Origin of the sequence: Erythrobacter sp. NE805, assembly GCF_046452355.1 — a bacterium.
In the GTDB taxonomy this organism is placed as follows: domain Bacteria; phylum Pseudomonadota; class Alphaproteobacteria; order Sphingomonadales; family Sphingomonadaceae; genus Erythrobacter.
This window is the reverse complement of the sequence record NZ_JBKFDI010000001.1, coordinates 636,472-651,887: the sequence shown is the minus strand read 5'-3', so window position 1 is coordinate 651,887 and position 15,416 is coordinate 636,472. Positions and strand designations below refer to the sequence as shown.

Below are 15,416 nucleotides of genomic sequence, written 5' to 3'. Positions count from 1 at the left end.
ATGCGTTACTACACTGACGAACACGAATGGATCGACGTCGAGGGCGACGTCGCGACCGTCGGGATCACCGACTACGCGCAGGGCCAGCTCGGCGACATCGTCTTCGTCGAACTCCCCGAAGTCGGCGCGATGATCGAGCAGGGCAAGGACGCCGCCGTGGTCGAGTCCGTCAAGGCCGCGAGCGATGTCTATGCGCCGATCACCGGCGAGATCCTCGAGGTGAACCCGGCGCTCGAGGAAGACCCGGCGCTGGTCAACTCCGCGCCCGAGGACGGCGGCTGGTTCTTCAAGATGACCATCGCCGACCCCGGCGAGCTCGACAAGCTGATGGACGAGGACGGCTACAAGGCCTTCGTCGACGGCCTCTGACCCCTCTTTCCGACCTCTCCCGCACGAGGCTGAACACCGATGCGCTATCTCCCCCTCACCGACACCGACCGGCAGGCGATGCTGGCAACAATCGGCGCCGCGAGCATCGACGACCTGTTCGTCGACGTGCCCGAGGTCGCCCGCTTGGACGGTCCGATCCACGACCTGCCGATGCACGCGAGCGAGATGGCGGTCGAACGCCACATGAAGGCATTGGCCGCGAAGAACCTCGTCGCCGGGGAGGTGCCCTTCTTCCTCGGGGCGGGGGCCTATCGCCATCACGTGCCCGCGAGCGTCGATGCGATCATCCAGCGCGGCGAGTTCCTGACTGCCTACACGCCGTACCAGCCGGAAATCGCGCAGGGCACGCTGCAGATGCTGTTCGAGTTCCAGACGCAGGTCGCGCGGCTCTATGGCTGCGCGGTGGCGAACGCCTCGCTCTATGACGGTTCGACCGCGTGCTGGGAGGCCGTTGCGATGGCGACCCGCGTCACCAGGAGGAAGCGCGCGGTGCTCTCGGGCGCGCTCCACCCGCATTACGCGCAGGTGGTGAAGACCATGGCGCACTTCACCGGCGACACCATCGCCGACGCGCTCCCGGCGATCACCGCCGATCCCGATCTCGATGGCCTCATCGCCCGGATCGACGAGGAGACGGCCTGCGTCGTGGTGCAATACCCCGACATCCTCGGCCGGATCAGCGACCTCGCCGCGGTCGCCGAGGCCGCCCACGCCAAGGGCGCGCTGCTGGTCGTGGTCAACACCGAGCCGGTCGCGCTGGGTGCGATCAAGAGCCCGGGCGAGATGGGCGCGGACATCGTCGTGGGCGAGGGGCAGGCGCTCGGCGTCGGCCTGCAATTCGGCGGGCCCTACCTCGGGCTCTTCGCCGTGCGCGATCCCAAGCACGTGCGCCAGATGCCGGGTCGGCTGTGCGGCGAGACCACCGATGCCGAGGGCAAGCGCGCCTTCGTGCTCACCCTCTCGACCCGCGAGCAGCACATCCGCCGCGAGAAGGCGACGAGCAACATCTGCACCAACTCGGGGCTGTGTGCGCTCGCCTTCAGCGTGCACATGACGCTGCTCGGCGAACGCGGCCTGCGCGAGCTGGCGGCGGAGAACCACCGCCTCGCCTGCCGCGCCGCCGATCGCCTTGCGAAGGTGCCGGGGGTCGAGGTGCTCAACAATGCCTTCTTCAACGAGTTCACCGTGATGCTCGGCGGCAAGCCCGCGCGGGCAATCGTCCGCGACCTCGCCGACAGGGGCGTGCTCGCGGGCGTGTCGCTCGGGCGGCTCTATCCGGGGGTCGAGGCGCTGGAGCACGCGCTGCTCGTCGCCGTCACCGAGACCACCACCGAAGAGGACATCGAACGCCTCGCCTTCGAACTCGAAGCCAGCATCAAGGAGAGCGCCGCATGAACGCCCCCAACAAGTCCGGCTGGAAGCCCGAGATGACGCTTGCCGATGACGGGTTCCACGGCGGCCCCGCCACCACCACCGGCAACCGCGCGCTGATGCTGGAAGAGCCGCTGCTGTTCGAGATCGGCCGCGCCGACGTGACCGGGGTGGACCTGCCCGCGGTGGATACCTCCGCGCCGACCCGCCTCGGCGGTCTCGCCCGCTCGGAGCCCATCGGCCTCGTTGGCCTGACCGAGCCCGAGACGGTGCGCCACTACACCCGGCTCAGCCGCCAGAACTACGGCATCGACCTCGGCTTCTTCCCGCTGGGAAGCTGCACGATGAAGCACAACCCGCGCCTCAACGAGAAGATGGCGCGGCTCCCCGGCTTCGCCGACATTCACCCGCTCGCGCCCCAGTCGACGGTGCAGGGCGCGCTCGAGGTGATCCACCAGCTCGGCGAATGGCTCTGCAAGCTGACCGGAATGCCCGCCGTCGCGATGAGCCCCAAGGCCGGCGCCCACGGCGAGCTGTGCGGCATCCTCGCGATCCGCGCCGCGCACGAAGCCCGCGGCGACGCGCGCGAGGTGGTGCTGGTGCCCGAGAGCGCGCACGGCACCAACCCCGCCACCGCCGCCTTCGCCGGCTACCGCGTCGAGGACATCCCCGCGACCCCCGAGGGCCGCGTCGACGTCGCCGCGCTGAAAGCCCGCCTCGGGCCGGACGTCGCCGCGGTGATGATCACCAACCCCAACACCTGCGGCCTCTTCGAGAAGGACTTCCGCGCAATCGCCGATGCGGTCCACGCGGTCGGCGGCTACGTCTATTGCGACGGGGCGAACTTCAACGCGATCGTCGGCAAGGTGCGCCCGGGCGACCTCGGGGTCGATGCGATGCACATCAACCTCCACAAGACCTTCTCGACCCCGCATGGCGGCGGCGGGCCGGGCTCGGGTCCGGTGGTGCTGTCCGAAGCCCTCGCGCCCTTCGCCCCGCTGCCCTTCATCCGCCAGGGCGAGGGCGGAGAGTTCTACCTCGTCGAGGAGGAGAACCGCGAGGAACGGGGCCCAAGCTTCGGCCGCATGACCGCCTTCCACGGCCAGATGGGGATGTTCACCCGCGCGCTGACCTATATCCTCAGCCACGGCGCGGACGGGCTGAAGCAGGTCGCCGAGGACGCGGTGCTCAACGCGAACTACATCCTGCGCTCGATGGAGGACATCCTCCACGCCCCCTTCGGGGCGAGCGGGCCGTGCATGCACGAGGCGCTGTTCGGCGACAAGGACTTCACCAATGGGCTTTCCACCCTCGATGTGGCGAAAGGCCTGATCGACGAGGGCTACCACCCGATGACGGTCTATTTCCCGCTGGTGGTCCACGGCGCAATGCTGGTCGAGCCGACCGAGACCGAGAGCAAGGCCGCGATCGACCAGTTCATCACCGCCTTCCGCGCCGTCGTCACCCGCGCGCTGGACGGCGACGAGGGTCTCAAGGCCGCGCCCTACTACGCCCCCCGCCGCCGCCTCGACGAAACCGGTGCGGCAAGGAAGCCCAAGCTCGCCTACGAGGGGTAGGCTTCAGCGTGCCGGAGGAACGGGATCGCCTTCCCGCTCCTCCGGCTCCTCGACCACCAGCCGGATCTGGCCGAGGTTGAGGATCGCGACGTAGAAGCCGATCACCGCGAGGCTGCTCGATCCCAAGAGCGCGAAGGCCGCGCCCTTGGCGCCGTTCCAGGCGATCGCCGCATCGAGCAGCACCAGCGCGAGCGCGGTCGGCACCGCGCGCACGAGGAAGGCGATGTGCGCCTTGCCGGTCGAGACGAGCAGGCTCTCGAGGCTCGCCCCCACCAGTTCGACCGCGCCGGCGATGGCGAGGATCACCATCGCCCAGTAGAACACGCCGAACTCCCGGCCCGCGATCAGCTCGAGGCCGAGGCGCCCGAACAGCAGCGCCGTCAGCACCGCGATCACCCCGCCGACCGCGGCGATGTTCGCCATGCGCCGCGCGATGTCGAGCGCGTTCTCGCGGCTGTGGACGAGCTCGGGGAGGATCGCCTTGGAGACGGTCTGGGCGAGGCTCACCAGCGCCTGCCCCAACTGGCTCGCGACCCGGAAGCCCCCCGCGAGCGCCGCGCCGCCGAAGGTGCCGACCAGCAGGATCATCACCTGCTTGCCCGCAACCGAAAGGCTGCCCGAAAGGTTGGTCGAGACGACGAAGCGCCACGCGTCCTTGTGGCGGCGGGGCAGGGCCTTCAGGCTGATCGCGGCGAGGCTCACCGGCTGCACCCGCATCGCGACGAACCACAGCGCCGCCGCCACCGCCACCTCGGAAGCCGCGAAGGCGAGCACGAAGCCGGTCACGCTCGGCATGAAGGCGAGCGCCAGCACCGCCCCGGTCGCGCGCACCACCGGCTGCACCGCCTCGGCCGCGGTCGCGCTCGCATATCTGAAGTGGAGCCTGAGGATGCCGGTCGGCGTGGTGCGGATGGCGGCGAGCGAGATCGCGATGTAGACGAAGGCGAGGCCGAGCAGCTCGCGCGGAACTTCGAGCCACCACGGCGCGGTGAGGATCACCGCGCCGGTGATGGCGAGGCCGAGCAGCACCGAGATCGCGTCGAGTGCGACCGCGAAGCCGGTCGCCTCGCGCGCCTTCTCGGGATCGACGCTGCCGCCGTCGCCGTTGGCGCCCCAGCGGACGATGAACTGCCAGGTCTGGAAATTGGCGAGCCCGGTGATCGCCTGCCCCAGCGCGACGATCAGCGCGAAGTGGCCGAAGCCGGTCGTCCCGAGCGTGCGCGCGGCGATCGCGAGGTAGACGAGGCTCAGCACCGCGTTGACCCCGCGGCCGCCCAGCAGCCAGCCCATGTTGGCGAAAACCCGCTTCATGCTTGCGTCCGGTGCGGGCCTAGAGGGTGCCCGGGGCGGGCAGGGGGGTCGTCATGCGCGCGGCCTTAGCCGCAAAGCGCCCGCTTAGCCAAGCGCCGATGGCCTTCGTCCCGCGATGATCCCCGCAAGGCGCAGCAATAACGGTTCAGGCCGGGCAGCGCCTGAGCGGGATCGGGGCTTGCGGCCCCGGCTCGATCGCGTCGGTGAGCGTCAGCCGCTCGCCTTCGGGGGTCTCCACGAGGCTGAAGCGGGTCGACTGGAACCACTCCTCGCCCTCGCCCGTCATGACGAGGTCGGCGATCGCGTCGGGTCCGGTGTGACCCATGGCGCTGACATTGCCGACGCTCTCGTAGAACTGCACGCGCCGCGCCGAAACCGCGATGCGCAGGTCCGAATTGGGGCTGCACGAGCCGGTCACCGCGTCCCACACCCCGTGATAGCGCGCCGGGATTTCGCCCTTGGCGATGGCTGCGGCATCCTCGGCGGAGAGCCCGTCCGCGGCCGGAGGGGCGGGGCGCGCGGCCGGACCCGCAGGCGTCGCCGACGCCGCGGGCGCGGTCTCGGCCTTGTCCTGCGGCTCGCCCCCGCAGGCGGCGAGCATCAGCACGAGGGCGAGGGCAGCGCGCCGCATCGCGGGTCAGCCCATCGTCGGGATGATGAAGGCGTTCGAGCCGTCGCCGCCCCCAAGGTCGTTGGCATCGGGCCAGCGCTGGGTGACCTTCTTGTTCTTGGTCCAGAACCGCAGCCCTTCCGTGCCGTACTGGTCGATGTCGCCGAAGCCCGAGCGCTTCCACCCGCCGAAGGAGTGGTAGGCGACCGGCACCGGGATCGGCACGTTGATGCCCACCATTCCGACGTTGACGCGCGCGGTGAACTCGCGCGCGACGTGGCCGTTGCGGGTAAACAGCGCGACGCCGTTGCCGTACTGGTGCTCGGAGGGGAGGCGCACCGCCTCCTCGAAGTCCTTGGCGCGCACGATCTGGAGGACGGGACCGAAGATCTCTTCCTGGTAGGACTTCATCTGCGGCGTCACGCGGTCGATCAGCGTCGGGCCGACGAAGAAGCCCTTCTCGTGGCCTTGCAGGGTGAAGCCGCGCCCGTCGATGACGATCTCGGCGCCCTCTTCCTCCGCCGTGGTGATCCACTGCTCGATGCGCGCCTTGTGCTCGGGGGTGACGACCGGGCCATAATGCGCGTCGAGGTCGGTCGAGACACCGATGCGCAGGGCATGGATCGCCGGGATGAGCTTTTCCTTCAACCGCTCGGCGGTCTCCTCGCCGACCGGCACCACCACGGGCAGCGCCATGCAGCGCTCGCCCGCCGAGCCGAAGGCCGCGCCTGCGAGGTCGTTGACCACCTGGTCGAGGTCCGCATCGGGCATGACGATGCCGTGGTTCTTCGCGCCCCCGAAGGCCTGGACGCGCTTGTTCACCGCGGTGCCGCGCGCGTAGATGTATTGCGCGATGTCGGACGAGCCGACGAAGCTGATCGCGGCAATGTCGGGGTGGTCGAGGATCGCGTCGACCATTTCCTTGTCGCCGTGGACGACCTGGAGCAGCCCTTCCGGAGCGCCCGCTTCGAGGAACAGCTCGGCAAGGCGCACCGGCACCGAGGGGTCGCGCTCGCTAGGCTTGAGGATGAAAGCATTGCCCGCCGCGCAGGCCATGCCGAACATCCACATCGGGATCATCGCCGGGAAGTTGAACGGGGTGATGCCCGCGCCAATCCCGAGTGGCTGCCGCATCGAATAGACGTCGATACCCGGCCCCGCGCCGTGGGTGTATTCGCCCTTCATGATCTGCGGGATGCCGCAGGCGTATTCGACCACTTCAAGGCCGCGCTGCACGTCGCCTTTCGCGTCGGGGACGGTTTTGCCGTGCTCGCTCGCGAGCATTTCGGCGAGGCTCTGCATGTTCGCCTCGACCAGCTCCTTGAAGGCGAACATGATGCGCGCGCGGCGCTGCGGGTTGGTCGCGGCCCAGCCGGGCTGGACGCGCTTGGCGGTCTCCACCGCGCGGGCGAGCAGCGCCGCATCGCCCAAGGCGACTTCGGCCTGGATCTCGCCGGTCGAGGGGTTCCAGACCTTGTGCTTGCGGGTGGGAGTAGGCGTATCGCCGACGATGAAATGGTCGATCTGACGCATGGTTGCGGGGTCTCCTGTCTGGCGCTCCCCATGCCCCCCGCGCGGCCTTGGCGCAACCCTCGCGGCTCCCCTCAAAAGTGCTGGCGCCGGTGCTTGCGGCAGGGCGGTCTCAGTCGAAGATGTCGAAGATCGAGCTGCGCTTCCTGCGGTGGCCGTATTCCCCCCGCTCGCCCCATTCGCCGCGCTCCCCGTACTCGCCGCGCTCGCCATAATCGGCGAAGCGCGCCTGCGGGGGGAGCGGGGTCGAGGGGCGCGGCGCGGCGGCCGGGGCTGCGCCCGCCGAGGCGGCGGCCATCAGCTTCTCGAGCTCGCCCCGGTCGAGCCACACGCCCCGGCAGGTCGGGCACATGTCGAACTGCACGCCGTCGCGGTCGACGGTCTGCATCGCGGCATTGTCGTTGGGGCACAGAAGCAGCGGCATGGGCGGTCCTTTCGCGAGACGTTTCCGGGGCATAGCCCGACAATCGGGCAATTCTGCGACCCTCCTCAGGGCGAGGGGATGAGCGTGATCGCGGTCTGCCGGCCGTCGATGAAGCGCACCGTCTCGCCGTCGAAGAAGGCGTCCTCCTCGGTGCGGAAGTCGACCTTCTGCCCGCCCCACTCGGGCACGCTCGCATAGGTGGTGAGCTCGATCGACCAGGCGGTGCTGGCGCGGATCGGGCCTTCCCCGCGCGGGTCGGCCTGCTGGTTGTCCCAGAAGCCGATGGAAGGTCCGGCGCCATGGCCGTGATAGCCGATCGGGTGCGAGTAGATCGAGGGTTCGAGCCCGGCGGCGATGGCCTTCGCGCGCGCCTCGGCCAGAGCCTCGTTGCCGCTGCGCCCGACCTTGAAGGCGGCGCGCAGGAAGTCCTGGACGCGGTTCGAGTTCGCCAGCCCCTGCCTGAGGCCCGCCGGCGCCTCGCTCTCGCCGGGCTTCAGCACATAGGCGAGGTGCTGGGTGTCGGTGTTGAGCCTCAGGTAGGTGATCCCGAAATCGGTCCACAGCAGATCGCCCGGGCGGATCACCTCCGGCCCCTCGAGCATCCCCCTCACCCCCTGCCGCTGGATCGCGACCGAGGGGTGGAACCAAGGGGTAAGGCCGAGCTGCATGAGCCGCTCGCGATACCACCATTGCACCTGTTCGGCGGTGGTGACGCCGGGGGCGATGACCTTGCGCGAAAAGGCCTCGCCGATCACCGCGTGGGCGATGCGCAAGATGGTGGGGTAGAGCGCCATCTCGGCGGGGGTGCGGGTCTCGAGCCAGCGGATCGCGAGGCCCTCGGCGGGGACGACGCGCTCGTGCAGCGCAGGCGGCAGGGCGGACATGAAGCGGTCGTACTGGCTCAGCGTCATGCCGTCGGCGAACTGGGTGAGGTCCGAGGTGTTGATCGCGATCTTGCGCGGGTTCCGCGCGGCGATCAGCTCGGCGACCGCGGCCCACTGGTCGGGCTGCCGGTCGGGGTTCCAGGCCGGCGCGAAGAGACCGCCGAGACCGTAGCGGCTGACGGTGAGGCGCTCGACGGCACGCCCCTCGCCGGGGTCGTGGAAGATCAGGATCGTGCGCCGCCGGGCGTGCATGTTTTCCGCGTCGAGCATGGTGGCGACCACCGGCTCCTCGAAATACTCGCGCGCGACGAGCAGCCACAGGTCGACGCCCTCGGCGCGCATGATCTGGGGGATGACCGTATCCAGCCGCTCCCGGAGGATGCGGTTCTCGATCTCGGCGCGCTCTTGGGGGGCGAGGATGGCGGGGAGGGCGGGGGCGGTGGCTTCGGTTTCGCTCAGCGGCAGGGGCGCGTCGGCGCGCGCGGGAGCCGCCGCGAGCAGCGCCGCCAGGGTGATGAAATGCCGTCCGGTCATGCGCTTGCCCCTCCTTGCCGCGCAGTAGTGGCGCGGGCGGGGCGCGGGATCAAGCGGCGGGGCCTCGGAGGCGGCGGGGACTCGGCCCGGAGGGCCTCGCGCGTGGCCGCTCGCGGGGGCTCCTCGGCTTCGTCATCGGAGCGCCACCACCCGAGGCCCCTCCCCGGCGGGGAGGGGAGGGAGAGGCTCAGGCCGAGCCGTCGTCGAACCCGATCCGCTCGGCCGCCGCGCCGCTCATGATGAAGCCGATCGGGCGCTCGGTCTCCTCCTGGAGGTGGGCGATGAGGCTCGCGGTGCGGGCGAGCAGCGAGATGCCCTTCAAGGCCGCGAGCGGGAAGCCGGCGTCGAGCATCACCGCGGGGATCGCGCCGTTGACGTTGATGGGAAGCGAGCGCCCGATCGCCTCGGGGAGCACCGCCTCGATGGTGCGCAGCATCGCGATATGCTTGCCTTCCGTGCCGTGCTCCTTCGCCAGCGCGAGGAGGCGGTGGGCGCGCGGGTCGCCGCCCGAGTGCTGGGGGTGGCCGAAGCCGGGGATCGCCTTCTTCTCGGCGCGCAGGGCCTTGACCGCGGCGGTCGCGGCGGCGGCGGTGTCGCCGCCCTCGGCCCCGGCGACGACCTGCGCATAGAACCGGCCCGCGACCTCGGCGCTCCCCAGCACCACCGAGCCGCAGCCGAGCAGCCCGGCCGCGACCGCGCCATGGAAGGCTTCCGGAGCCGCGGCGTAGGTCATGCGGGTGGCGACGACGCTCGGCACCAGCCCATGCTCGGCGATCGCGCAGAGCACCGCGTCGGCGAGCGCCTTCTGCGGGGCCGAGGGCAGGGTGCCGGTGACCAGCAGCCAGAAATAGCTCGTGAAATCCACGTGTCCGATCACCTCGGAGCACAGGTCGAGCCCGCGCACCGTGATGCTCGTCGCATCGGAGGTGCAGATCGAGGTGACCGCGTTATCCTGCTTGCCGATGCGCATCGTGATCCGCCTTTTCGTTATTCGAAGTTGATTTCGTTATGCGAAGAATGTAGCCCTGCAAATCCAACATGGCAAGCAGTGGGACGTTAGGCTGATGACGGTGAGACCTTTGGCGGGCGTGACCGTGCTCGAGATGGGCACCTTCATCACCGGCCCCGCCGCCGGGATGCTGCTTGCCGATCTCGGCGCGGACGTCATCAAGGTCGAGCAGCCCGGCACCGGCGACCCTTTCCGCAGCTTCAAGGGCGAGCTCTACTCCCCGCACTTCCAGACGTACAACCGCAACAAGCGTTCGATCACGATCGACCCCAAGAAGGAAAGCGATCTTTCAGTGCTCGACCGGCTGGTCGAGACGGCGGACGTCTTCATCCAGAACTTCCGCCCCGGCGTCGCCGACCGCCTCAAGGTTGATGCGGCAAGGCTCCAGGGCATCAACCCGCGCCTCGTCTATGCGTCGATCTCGGGCTTCGGCGCCGAGGGGCCGGAGCGCGACCGCCCCGCCTTCGACACCGTCGCGCAGGCCGCGAGCGGCTTCCTGCGGCTCCTCGTCAACCCCGAGCACCCGCGCGTCGTCGGCCCCGCGATCGCCGATGCGATGACCGGGTTCTATACCGCCCTGGGCATCCTCGCCGCATTGAACGAGCGCCACGCGACGGGACGGGGGCGAGTTGTCGAGACCTCGATGTTCGAGGCGATGTGCCACTTCAACCTCGACGATTTCACCCACCTGCTCTCGGCGGGCGAGGTGATGGGGCCCTATTCGCGCCCGCACGTCTCGCAGAGCTACGTCTTCCAGTGCGCGGACGGCAAGTGGCTGGCATTGCACATGTCCTCGCCGCCGAAATTCTGGGAGAACCTCGCGACCGCGGTCGGCCAGCCCGACATGCTCGCGCGGCCCGAATTCGCCAGCCGCGAGGCGCGCATCGCGCATTACGAGGAGGTCGTCGCCTTCCTCGCGCCGATCTTCGCCGCGCAGCCCCGCGACCACTGGACCGCCGAACTGACCCGGCTCGAGGTGCCGAACTCGCCCGTCTACGACAGCGCCGAGGTGCTCGCGACCGAGCAGGCGAAGGTGCTCGGGCTCGAGGTCACCGACCCGCACGGGCCGAAGGGCCCCTTCCGCACCATCCGTTCTCCCCTGAGCTTCGACGGGCAGCGGATGGACAGCGTCACCGCGCCGCCCCTATTGGGGGCCGACGACGCGGCGATCCGCCGCTCCATCGAAAGGCCGGTGCATGGGATCCGCAGGGGCTGACATCGACGCGCGGGGCGGGGCGGGGAAGGACCCCGAGTTCCTCTCGACGCTCGAGCGCGGCCTGCGCGTGCTCAAGGCCTTCGACGAGGACCATCCGGAGATGACCCTCTCCGAGGTCGCGGCCAAGACCGGGCTGCCCCCGGCGGTCGCGCGCAGGTGCCTGATAACGCTGGTGGAACTCGGCTATGTCGGCCAGCACGAGCGCAAGTTCCTGCTGCGCCCGGCGGTGCTGACGATCGGCTCGGCCTTCCTCGCCTCGATGCAGATCGAGCAGGTGGTGCTGCCGCCCTTGCAGGCATTGCGCGACCAGACCGGCGACAGCGCCTCGTTGGCGGTGCTCTCGGGGACCGAGATCCTCTACGTCGCCCACGTCTCGACCGACCGGCGTTTCCGCGTCGCGGCGGGGGTGGGCACACGCTTTCCATTCCATGCGACCTCGCTGGGCAAGGCGCTCGCCGCGCACCTGCCCGAGGACGAGCGGCTGGCGCTGCTGTCGCGTGCGCCTTTTCAACGCTTTACCGAGCGCACCGTGACCGAGCGCGCGGCGCTGGCCGAGCGGCTGCACCTCATCGCCGAGCGGGGTTACGATTCCGCGCTGGACGAGCTCGATTACGGGATCGTCTCGGTCGCGGTGCCGATCTTCGGGCAGGGGCGGAGGGTGATCGCGTCGATCAATTGTTCGACCTCCACGACCCGCATCTCGCAGGACGAGCTGGTCCGCACCCGCCTGCCGCTGCTGCGGGCCGCGGCGGGCGAGATCGAGGGTGCGCTCAGGCGCTGGCCGACGCTCGAGGCGGCGCTGCGGCCCTGAGGGGCGGGCGGGCCGGCTGCTGAATGCATCGTCGTCCTGGCTTTCGCCGGGGTGGCGAAAGAGGCGGCAAAGCGCGCAGATTCACGAAAATCGGGGGGTGTGGAGGGGGTGTGAACCCCCCTTTGGCGAGGCTGGGAGGGGCCTGGCGCCCGCTTCGGCGCGGCTGGGGCACCCCTGCGCGCAGGCCCCTGTGGCATCCGCGCCACGCCCAGCCGGTTTCGCATATCGAAGTTGACTTCGCATTGCGAACTTTCTAATCCGGCAGCATCGGGAGGGGTCGCCATCAGAGCGGCGCGCTTGCGCGCACACAGGGGAGAGAGACATGAGAATTTCGGGCCAGCCTCGCGCGCATCGGAATTGGGGCCGGGCGCTTGTGAGCACCACCGCCACCACCACCGCCATCGCTGCCGCGGTCACGGCCGCCGCGCCGCTCGCCGCGCAGGATGCCGCCGCTTCCGAAACGGCCGAGGACCCCGGCATCGTCGTCACCGCGCTGCGCCGCTCCGAGACGCTCCAGGACACCCCCGCCGCGGTCACCGCCTTCGACACCAAGGCGATCGAGAACGCCGGCATCCAGCGCCCCGCGGACTTCATCGCGCTCACCCCCAACGTGAACCTCGTCGAGACCCAGAACGCGGGCAACGCCTTCGTGGTCATCCGCGGCATCACCCAGAACCGCAACTCCGAACCCTCGGTCGCGGTGATCGTCGACGGGGTGCAGCAGGTGAACCCCGCGCAGTTCAACCAGGACCTGTTCGACATCGCGCAGATCGAGGTGCTCAAAGGACCCCAGGGCGGTCTTTACGGGCGCAACGCGATCGGCGGGGCGATCATCATCACCACCAAGCAGCCGACCGACGAATTCGCGGGCAACGTCACCGCGGGGGTCGACAACGGCTTCGGCTACTTCCTGCGCGGCGGGATCAGCGGGCCGCTTGCGGAAGGGGTGAAGTTCCGCATCGCCGGATCGTGGTACGACACGAACGGCTTCATCCCCAACACCTTCCTCGGTGAGGACGCCGACCCGGTGCAGGACTTCTCCCTGCGCGGCAACCTCCTCATCGAGGCGAGCGACAAGCTCACCTTCGACCTGCGCGCCTCGCTCAACCAGCTGCGTACGCAGGGCTTCTACTACAACATCGTGAACGACGTGAACACGATCGCCCCGGTGCGCGTGAACAATGCCGGGATCGACAACCGCGACATCTACAACGTTGCATTGAAGGTCGAATACAAGGGCGACAACGCGGTCCTCACGTCGATCTCGTCCTACGACACGCTCAGCGAGATCGTCACCGGCGACGCGTTCAACTTCCTGCCGATCCGCGAATCGCTGCTGTTCCAGTTCTTCGGCTTCGACATCAACCAGAGCCAGTATCTCGACGTCGAGGCGTTCAGCCAGGAAGTGCGCCTCGCCTCGCCCGAGGACGGTCGCACATTCAACTGGATGGTCGGCGGCTACCTGATCGACACCACCCGCTACATCTCGACCGGCAACCTCATCGACCGCGGCTTCGGGGTCACCCCGGTGTTCCGCACGCCCTCGACCAACCCCAACAACCCGCAGCTCACCTTCCTTGCCGACGGGCAGGAGAACTTCGCCTGGGCGCTGTTCGCCAATGCGGGCTACGCGTTCTCGGACAGCCTGCGCGTCGATGCCTCGCTGCGCTATGACCGCGACCGGCGGCGGCAGACGACGCTCACCCCGCAGAATTTCCTGCCGGTGGTGCCCGGCGTGCCGCAGGCGCGCAGCGGCGAGGTGCGCACCGCGGTGTTCGACGACTGGCAGCCCAAGGTGACGCTGACCTGGGAGCCGAGCGCGGACCTCACCGTCTACGGCGGCTATTCGCGCGGCTTCCGTTCGGGCGGGTTCAACCAGACCGGCGTGGGCGCCGAGGCGCGGCGCAACAACATCGTCGGCGTCGGCGACATCTTCCAGGCCGAGACCGCCGACACCTTCGAGATCGGCGCCAAGGCGCAGATCGGCGCGGTGCGGCTCGCCGGGGCGGCCTACACCACCAAGTCGAAGAACGGCTATTTCTTCGTCTTCCTCGCCGACAGCTCGACCCAGAACCTCGGCAACATTCCCGAGACCCGCATCAACGGCTTCGAATTGGAGGCGACCGCGCGGCTCGCGCCGAGCTTCGACGTCAACGCCGCGATCGGGGTGACCGACAGCGAGATCAAGGCCTTCCCCGACCGCACCGTGATCGGCAACGAAGCGCCGCAGATTTCGCGCTACACGATCAACCTCGGCGCGCAGTATGCCGGCCCGATCAGCGACAGCCTCGACGCGCTGCTGCGCATCGATTATCGCCGGATCGGCAAGACCTGGTGGGAGCCGTTCAACACCACCGTGCGCAACCCCGTCGACCTCGTCGATGCGCGCGCCGGGGTGACGCTCGAGAACGGCGTCTCGCTCACGGCCTTTGCCGAGAACCTGTTCGACGAGACCTACAACGCCGAATTCTCCCCCGGCGGCTTCGTGTTCCGCGCCCGGCCGCGGCGCTACGGGGTGGAAGTCAGCTACAAGTTCTGAAGGACGACCGACATGACCAAGGTGCTGGTGCTCTACTATTCGAGCTATGGCCATATCGAGGCGATGGCCCAAGCCATCGCGCAGGGCGCCGCGGGCGTCCCCGGCACCGAGGTCACCGTCAAGCGCGTCCCCGAATTGGTGACCGACGCGGTTGCCAGGGGTGCCGGGATGAAGCTCGATCAGCAGGCTCCGATTGCGACCCCGGATGAACTCGCCGATTACGACGCGATCATCTTCGGCACCCCCACGCGCTTCGGCAACATGGCCGCGCAGATGCGCAATTTCCTCGACCAGACCGGGGGCCTGTGGTTCCAGCGCAAGCTGGTGGGGAAGGTCGGCAGCGTGTTCGTCTCCACCGCCAGCCAGCACGGCGGGCAGGAGACCACCATCACCTCGTTCCACACCACGCTGCTCCATCACGGCATGGTGATCGTCGGCCTGCCCTACTCCTTTGCGGGGAACAGCGAGATGGGCGAGGTGAGCGGCGGGACGCCTTATGGCGCGAGCACGCTCGCGGGCAACGACGGCAGCCGGATGCCGTCCGACAACGAGCTTGCCGGCGCGCGCTTCCAGGGCGCGCACGTTGCGGGAATCGCGGCGAAGCTCGCCGCCTGATTGACGAGGGAGAGAGCACGATGACGAAGATCCTGGCGAACCGCCTCCACCACACCGCCTATGTCACCAAGGACCTCGAGGCGACGCGCGCCTTCTACGAGGACGTGCTCGGCTTCCCGCTGATGGCGACCTATTGCGAGAAGGACGAGCTGTTCGGCAAGGAGCGCACCTATTGCCACGTGTTCTTCGAGCTCGCCGACGGCTCCGCGCTCGCCTTCTTCCAGTTCGCCGATCCCGAGGACCAGGCCGAATTCGGGCCGGACATCCCCGCGAGCCCCTTCATCCACATCGCGCTCCACGTCGATGCCGAGGGGCAGGCGGAATTGCAGCGCCGCATCGCCGCGGCGGGGATCGTCGAGCCGCAGACTTATGTGCTCGAGCACGGCTATTGCCGCTCGCTCTACGTCACCGATCCCAACGGGATGATCCTCGAATTCACCCATGACGACGCGCGCGCCGCGCCGCTCGATGCCGAACGCCGCGCCTCCGCGCACGCCGAATTGAAGCGCTGGCTGGCGGGCGATCACCGCAACAACAACCCCTTCCGCGCTGCCGAAGCGGCCTGATCCGCGCGGGCCGCATCGCCAAGGACACC

Annotated in this window: 14 protein-coding genes; 8 read left to right on the top strand and 6 right to left on the bottom strand. The window is 69.2% G+C overall.

Features of this window, described 5'->3' with window-relative positions; genetic code table 11:
• From gcvH to gcvPB, 3 genes are read left to right on the top strand one after another with little or no spacing between them, the layout of a single operon-like run.
• Complete coding sequence (gene gcvH / locus ACLBKU_RS02955) at positions 1-369, top strand: glycine cleavage system protein GcvH (protein WP_410178043.1); 369 nt, start codon at positions 1-3, stop codon at positions 367-369.
• Between the two features lie 39 nt (positions 370-408).
• Positions 409-1,785 (top strand): aminomethyl-transferring glycine dehydrogenase subunit GcvPA, encoded by a 1,377-nt coding sequence (gene gcvPA / locus ACLBKU_RS02950; RefSeq protein ID WP_410178042.1) that lies wholly within the window; start codon positions 409-411, stop codon positions 1,783-1,785.
• Positions 1,782-3,338, top strand: coding sequence for an aminomethyl-transferring glycine dehydrogenase subunit GcvPB (gene gcvPB / locus ACLBKU_RS02945; RefSeq protein ID WP_410178041.1), 1,557 nt, complete (start codon positions 1,782-1,784; stop codon positions 3,336-3,338). The genes gcvPA and gcvPB overlap by 4 nt, the downstream gene beginning before the upstream one ends.
• A gap of 3 nt (positions 3,339-3,341) precedes the next feature.
• Here the strand turns inward: gcvPB and ACLBKU_RS02940 are convergent, their stop codons facing one another.
• The 6 genes from ACLBKU_RS02940 to ACLBKU_RS02915 all read right to left on the bottom strand — a co-directional run bounded on the left by ACLBKU_RS02940 (position 3,342) and on the right by ACLBKU_RS02915 (position 9,601).
• Entirely contained in the window at positions 3,342-4,649 is a 1,308-nt protein-coding gene (locus ACLBKU_RS02940) for a lipopolysaccharide biosynthesis protein (protein ID WP_410178040.1), read from the bottom strand.
• Positions 4,650-4,794: 145 nt separating this feature from the next.
• Complete coding sequence (locus ACLBKU_RS02935) at positions 4,795-5,280, bottom strand: hypothetical protein (RefSeq protein WP_410178039.1); 486 nt, start codon at positions 5,278-5,280, stop codon at positions 4,795-4,797.
• Positions 5,281-5,286: 6 nt separating this feature from the next.
• Complete coding sequence (locus ACLBKU_RS02930; protein WP_410178038.1) at positions 5,287-6,792, bottom strand: CoA-acylating methylmalonate-semialdehyde dehydrogenase; 1,506 nt, start codon at positions 6,790-6,792, stop codon at positions 5,287-5,289.
• A 109-nt stretch (positions 6,793-6,901) separates the two neighbouring features.
• Positions 6,902-7,213 carry a zf-TFIIB domain-containing protein gene (locus tag ACLBKU_RS02925; protein WP_410178037.1) on the bottom strand — a complete coding sequence of 104 codons (312 nt, stop codon included), beginning with the start codon at positions 7,211-7,213 and terminating at the stop codon, positions 6,902-6,904.
• A gap of 65 nt (positions 7,214-7,278) precedes the next feature.
• Positions 7,279-8,631: a M24 family metallopeptidase gene (locus tag ACLBKU_RS02920; RefSeq protein ID WP_410178036.1), complete on the bottom strand. Its 1,353-nt coding sequence runs from the start codon at positions 8,629-8,631 to the stop codon at positions 7,279-7,281.
• 187 nt (positions 8,632-8,818) lie between these two features.
• Positions 8,819-9,601, bottom strand: a complete 783-nt coding sequence (locus ACLBKU_RS02915) for a citryl-CoA lyase (RefSeq protein ID WP_410178035.1) — start codon at positions 9,599-9,601, stop codon at positions 8,819-8,821.
• A 94-nt stretch (positions 9,602-9,695) separates the two neighbouring features.
• Between ACLBKU_RS02915 and ACLBKU_RS02910 the strand changes: the two genes are divergently transcribed.
• The 5 genes from ACLBKU_RS02910 to ACLBKU_RS02890 all read left to right on the top strand — a co-directional run bounded on the left by ACLBKU_RS02910 (position 9,696) and on the right by ACLBKU_RS02890 (position 15,387).
• A complete protein-coding gene (locus ACLBKU_RS02910; protein ID WP_410178034.1) occupies positions 9,696-10,856 on the top strand; it encodes a CaiB/BaiF CoA transferase family protein in 1,161 nt (386 codons plus the stop codon).
• Positions 10,837-11,667: an IclR family transcriptional regulator C-terminal domain-containing protein gene (locus ACLBKU_RS02905; RefSeq protein WP_410178033.1), complete on the top strand. Its 831-nt coding sequence runs from the start codon at positions 10,837-10,839 to the stop codon at positions 11,665-11,667. Before ACLBKU_RS02910 ends, ACLBKU_RS02905 begins: the two co-directional genes overlap by 20 nt.
• Before the next feature lie 373 nt (positions 11,668-12,040).
• Entirely contained in the window at positions 12,041-14,206 is a 2,166-nt protein-coding gene (locus tag ACLBKU_RS02900) for a TonB-dependent receptor (RefSeq protein WP_410178032.1), read from the top strand.
• A gap of 12 nt (positions 14,207-14,218) precedes the next feature.
• A complete protein-coding gene (gene wrbA / locus ACLBKU_RS02895; protein ID WP_410178031.1) occupies positions 14,219-14,821 on the top strand; it encodes an NAD(P)H:quinone oxidoreductase in 603 nt (200 codons plus the stop codon).
• 20 nt (positions 14,822-14,841) lie between these two features.
• Entirely contained in the window at positions 14,842-15,387 is a 546-nt protein-coding gene (locus ACLBKU_RS02890; protein WP_410178030.1) for a VOC family protein, read from the top strand.
• Positions 15,388-15,416 lie beyond the last annotated feature (29 nt).

What these genes read in the sequence shown, in the direction of transcription:
- gcvH (WP_410178043.1), top strand. Translation starts at nt 1, where the DNA reads ATGCGTTACTACACTGACGAACACGAATGGATCGACGTCGAGGGCGAC.
- gcvPA (WP_410178042.1), top strand. Translation starts at nt 409, where the DNA reads ATGCGCTATCTCCCCCTCACCGACACCGACCGGCAGGCGATGCTGGCA.
- gcvPB (WP_410178041.1), top strand. Translation starts at nt 1,782, where the DNA reads ATGAACGCCCCCAACAAGTCCGGCTGGAAGCCCGAGATGACGCTTGCC.
- ACLBKU_RS02940 (WP_410178040.1), bottom strand. Translation starts at nt 4,649, where the DNA reads ATGAAGCGGGTTTTCGCCAACATGGGCTGGCTGCTGGGCGGCCGCGGG.
- ACLBKU_RS02935 (WP_410178039.1), bottom strand. Translation starts at nt 5,280, where the DNA reads ATGCGGCGCGCTGCCCTCGCCCTCGTGCTGATGCTCGCCGCCTGCGGG.
- ACLBKU_RS02930 (WP_410178038.1), bottom strand. Translation starts at nt 6,792, where the DNA reads ATGCGTCAGATCGACCATTTCATCGTCGGCGATACGCCTACTCCCACC.
- ACLBKU_RS02925 (WP_410178037.1), bottom strand. Translation starts at nt 7,213, where the DNA reads ATGCCGCTGCTTCTGTGCCCCAACGACAATGCCGCGATGCAGACCGTC.
- ACLBKU_RS02920 (WP_410178036.1), bottom strand. Translation starts at nt 8,631, where the DNA reads ATGACCGGACGGCATTTCATCACCCTGGCGGCGCTGCTCGCGGCGGCT.
- ACLBKU_RS02915 (WP_410178035.1), bottom strand. Translation starts at nt 9,601, where the DNA reads ATGCGCATCGGCAAGCAGGATAACGCGGTCACCTCGATCTGCACCTCC.
- ACLBKU_RS02910 (WP_410178034.1), top strand. Translation starts at nt 9,696, where the DNA reads ATGACGGTGAGACCTTTGGCGGGCGTGACCGTGCTCGAGATGGGCACC.
- ACLBKU_RS02905 (WP_410178033.1), top strand. Translation starts at nt 10,837, where the DNA reads ATGGGATCCGCAGGGGCTGACATCGACGCGCGGGGCGGGGCGGGGAAG.
- wrbA (WP_410178031.1), top strand. Translation starts at nt 14,219, where the DNA reads ATGACCAAGGTGCTGGTGCTCTACTATTCGAGCTATGGCCATATCGAG.
- ACLBKU_RS02890 (WP_410178030.1), top strand. Translation starts at nt 14,842, where the DNA reads ATGACGAAGATCCTGGCGAACCGCCTCCACCACACCGCCTATGTCACC.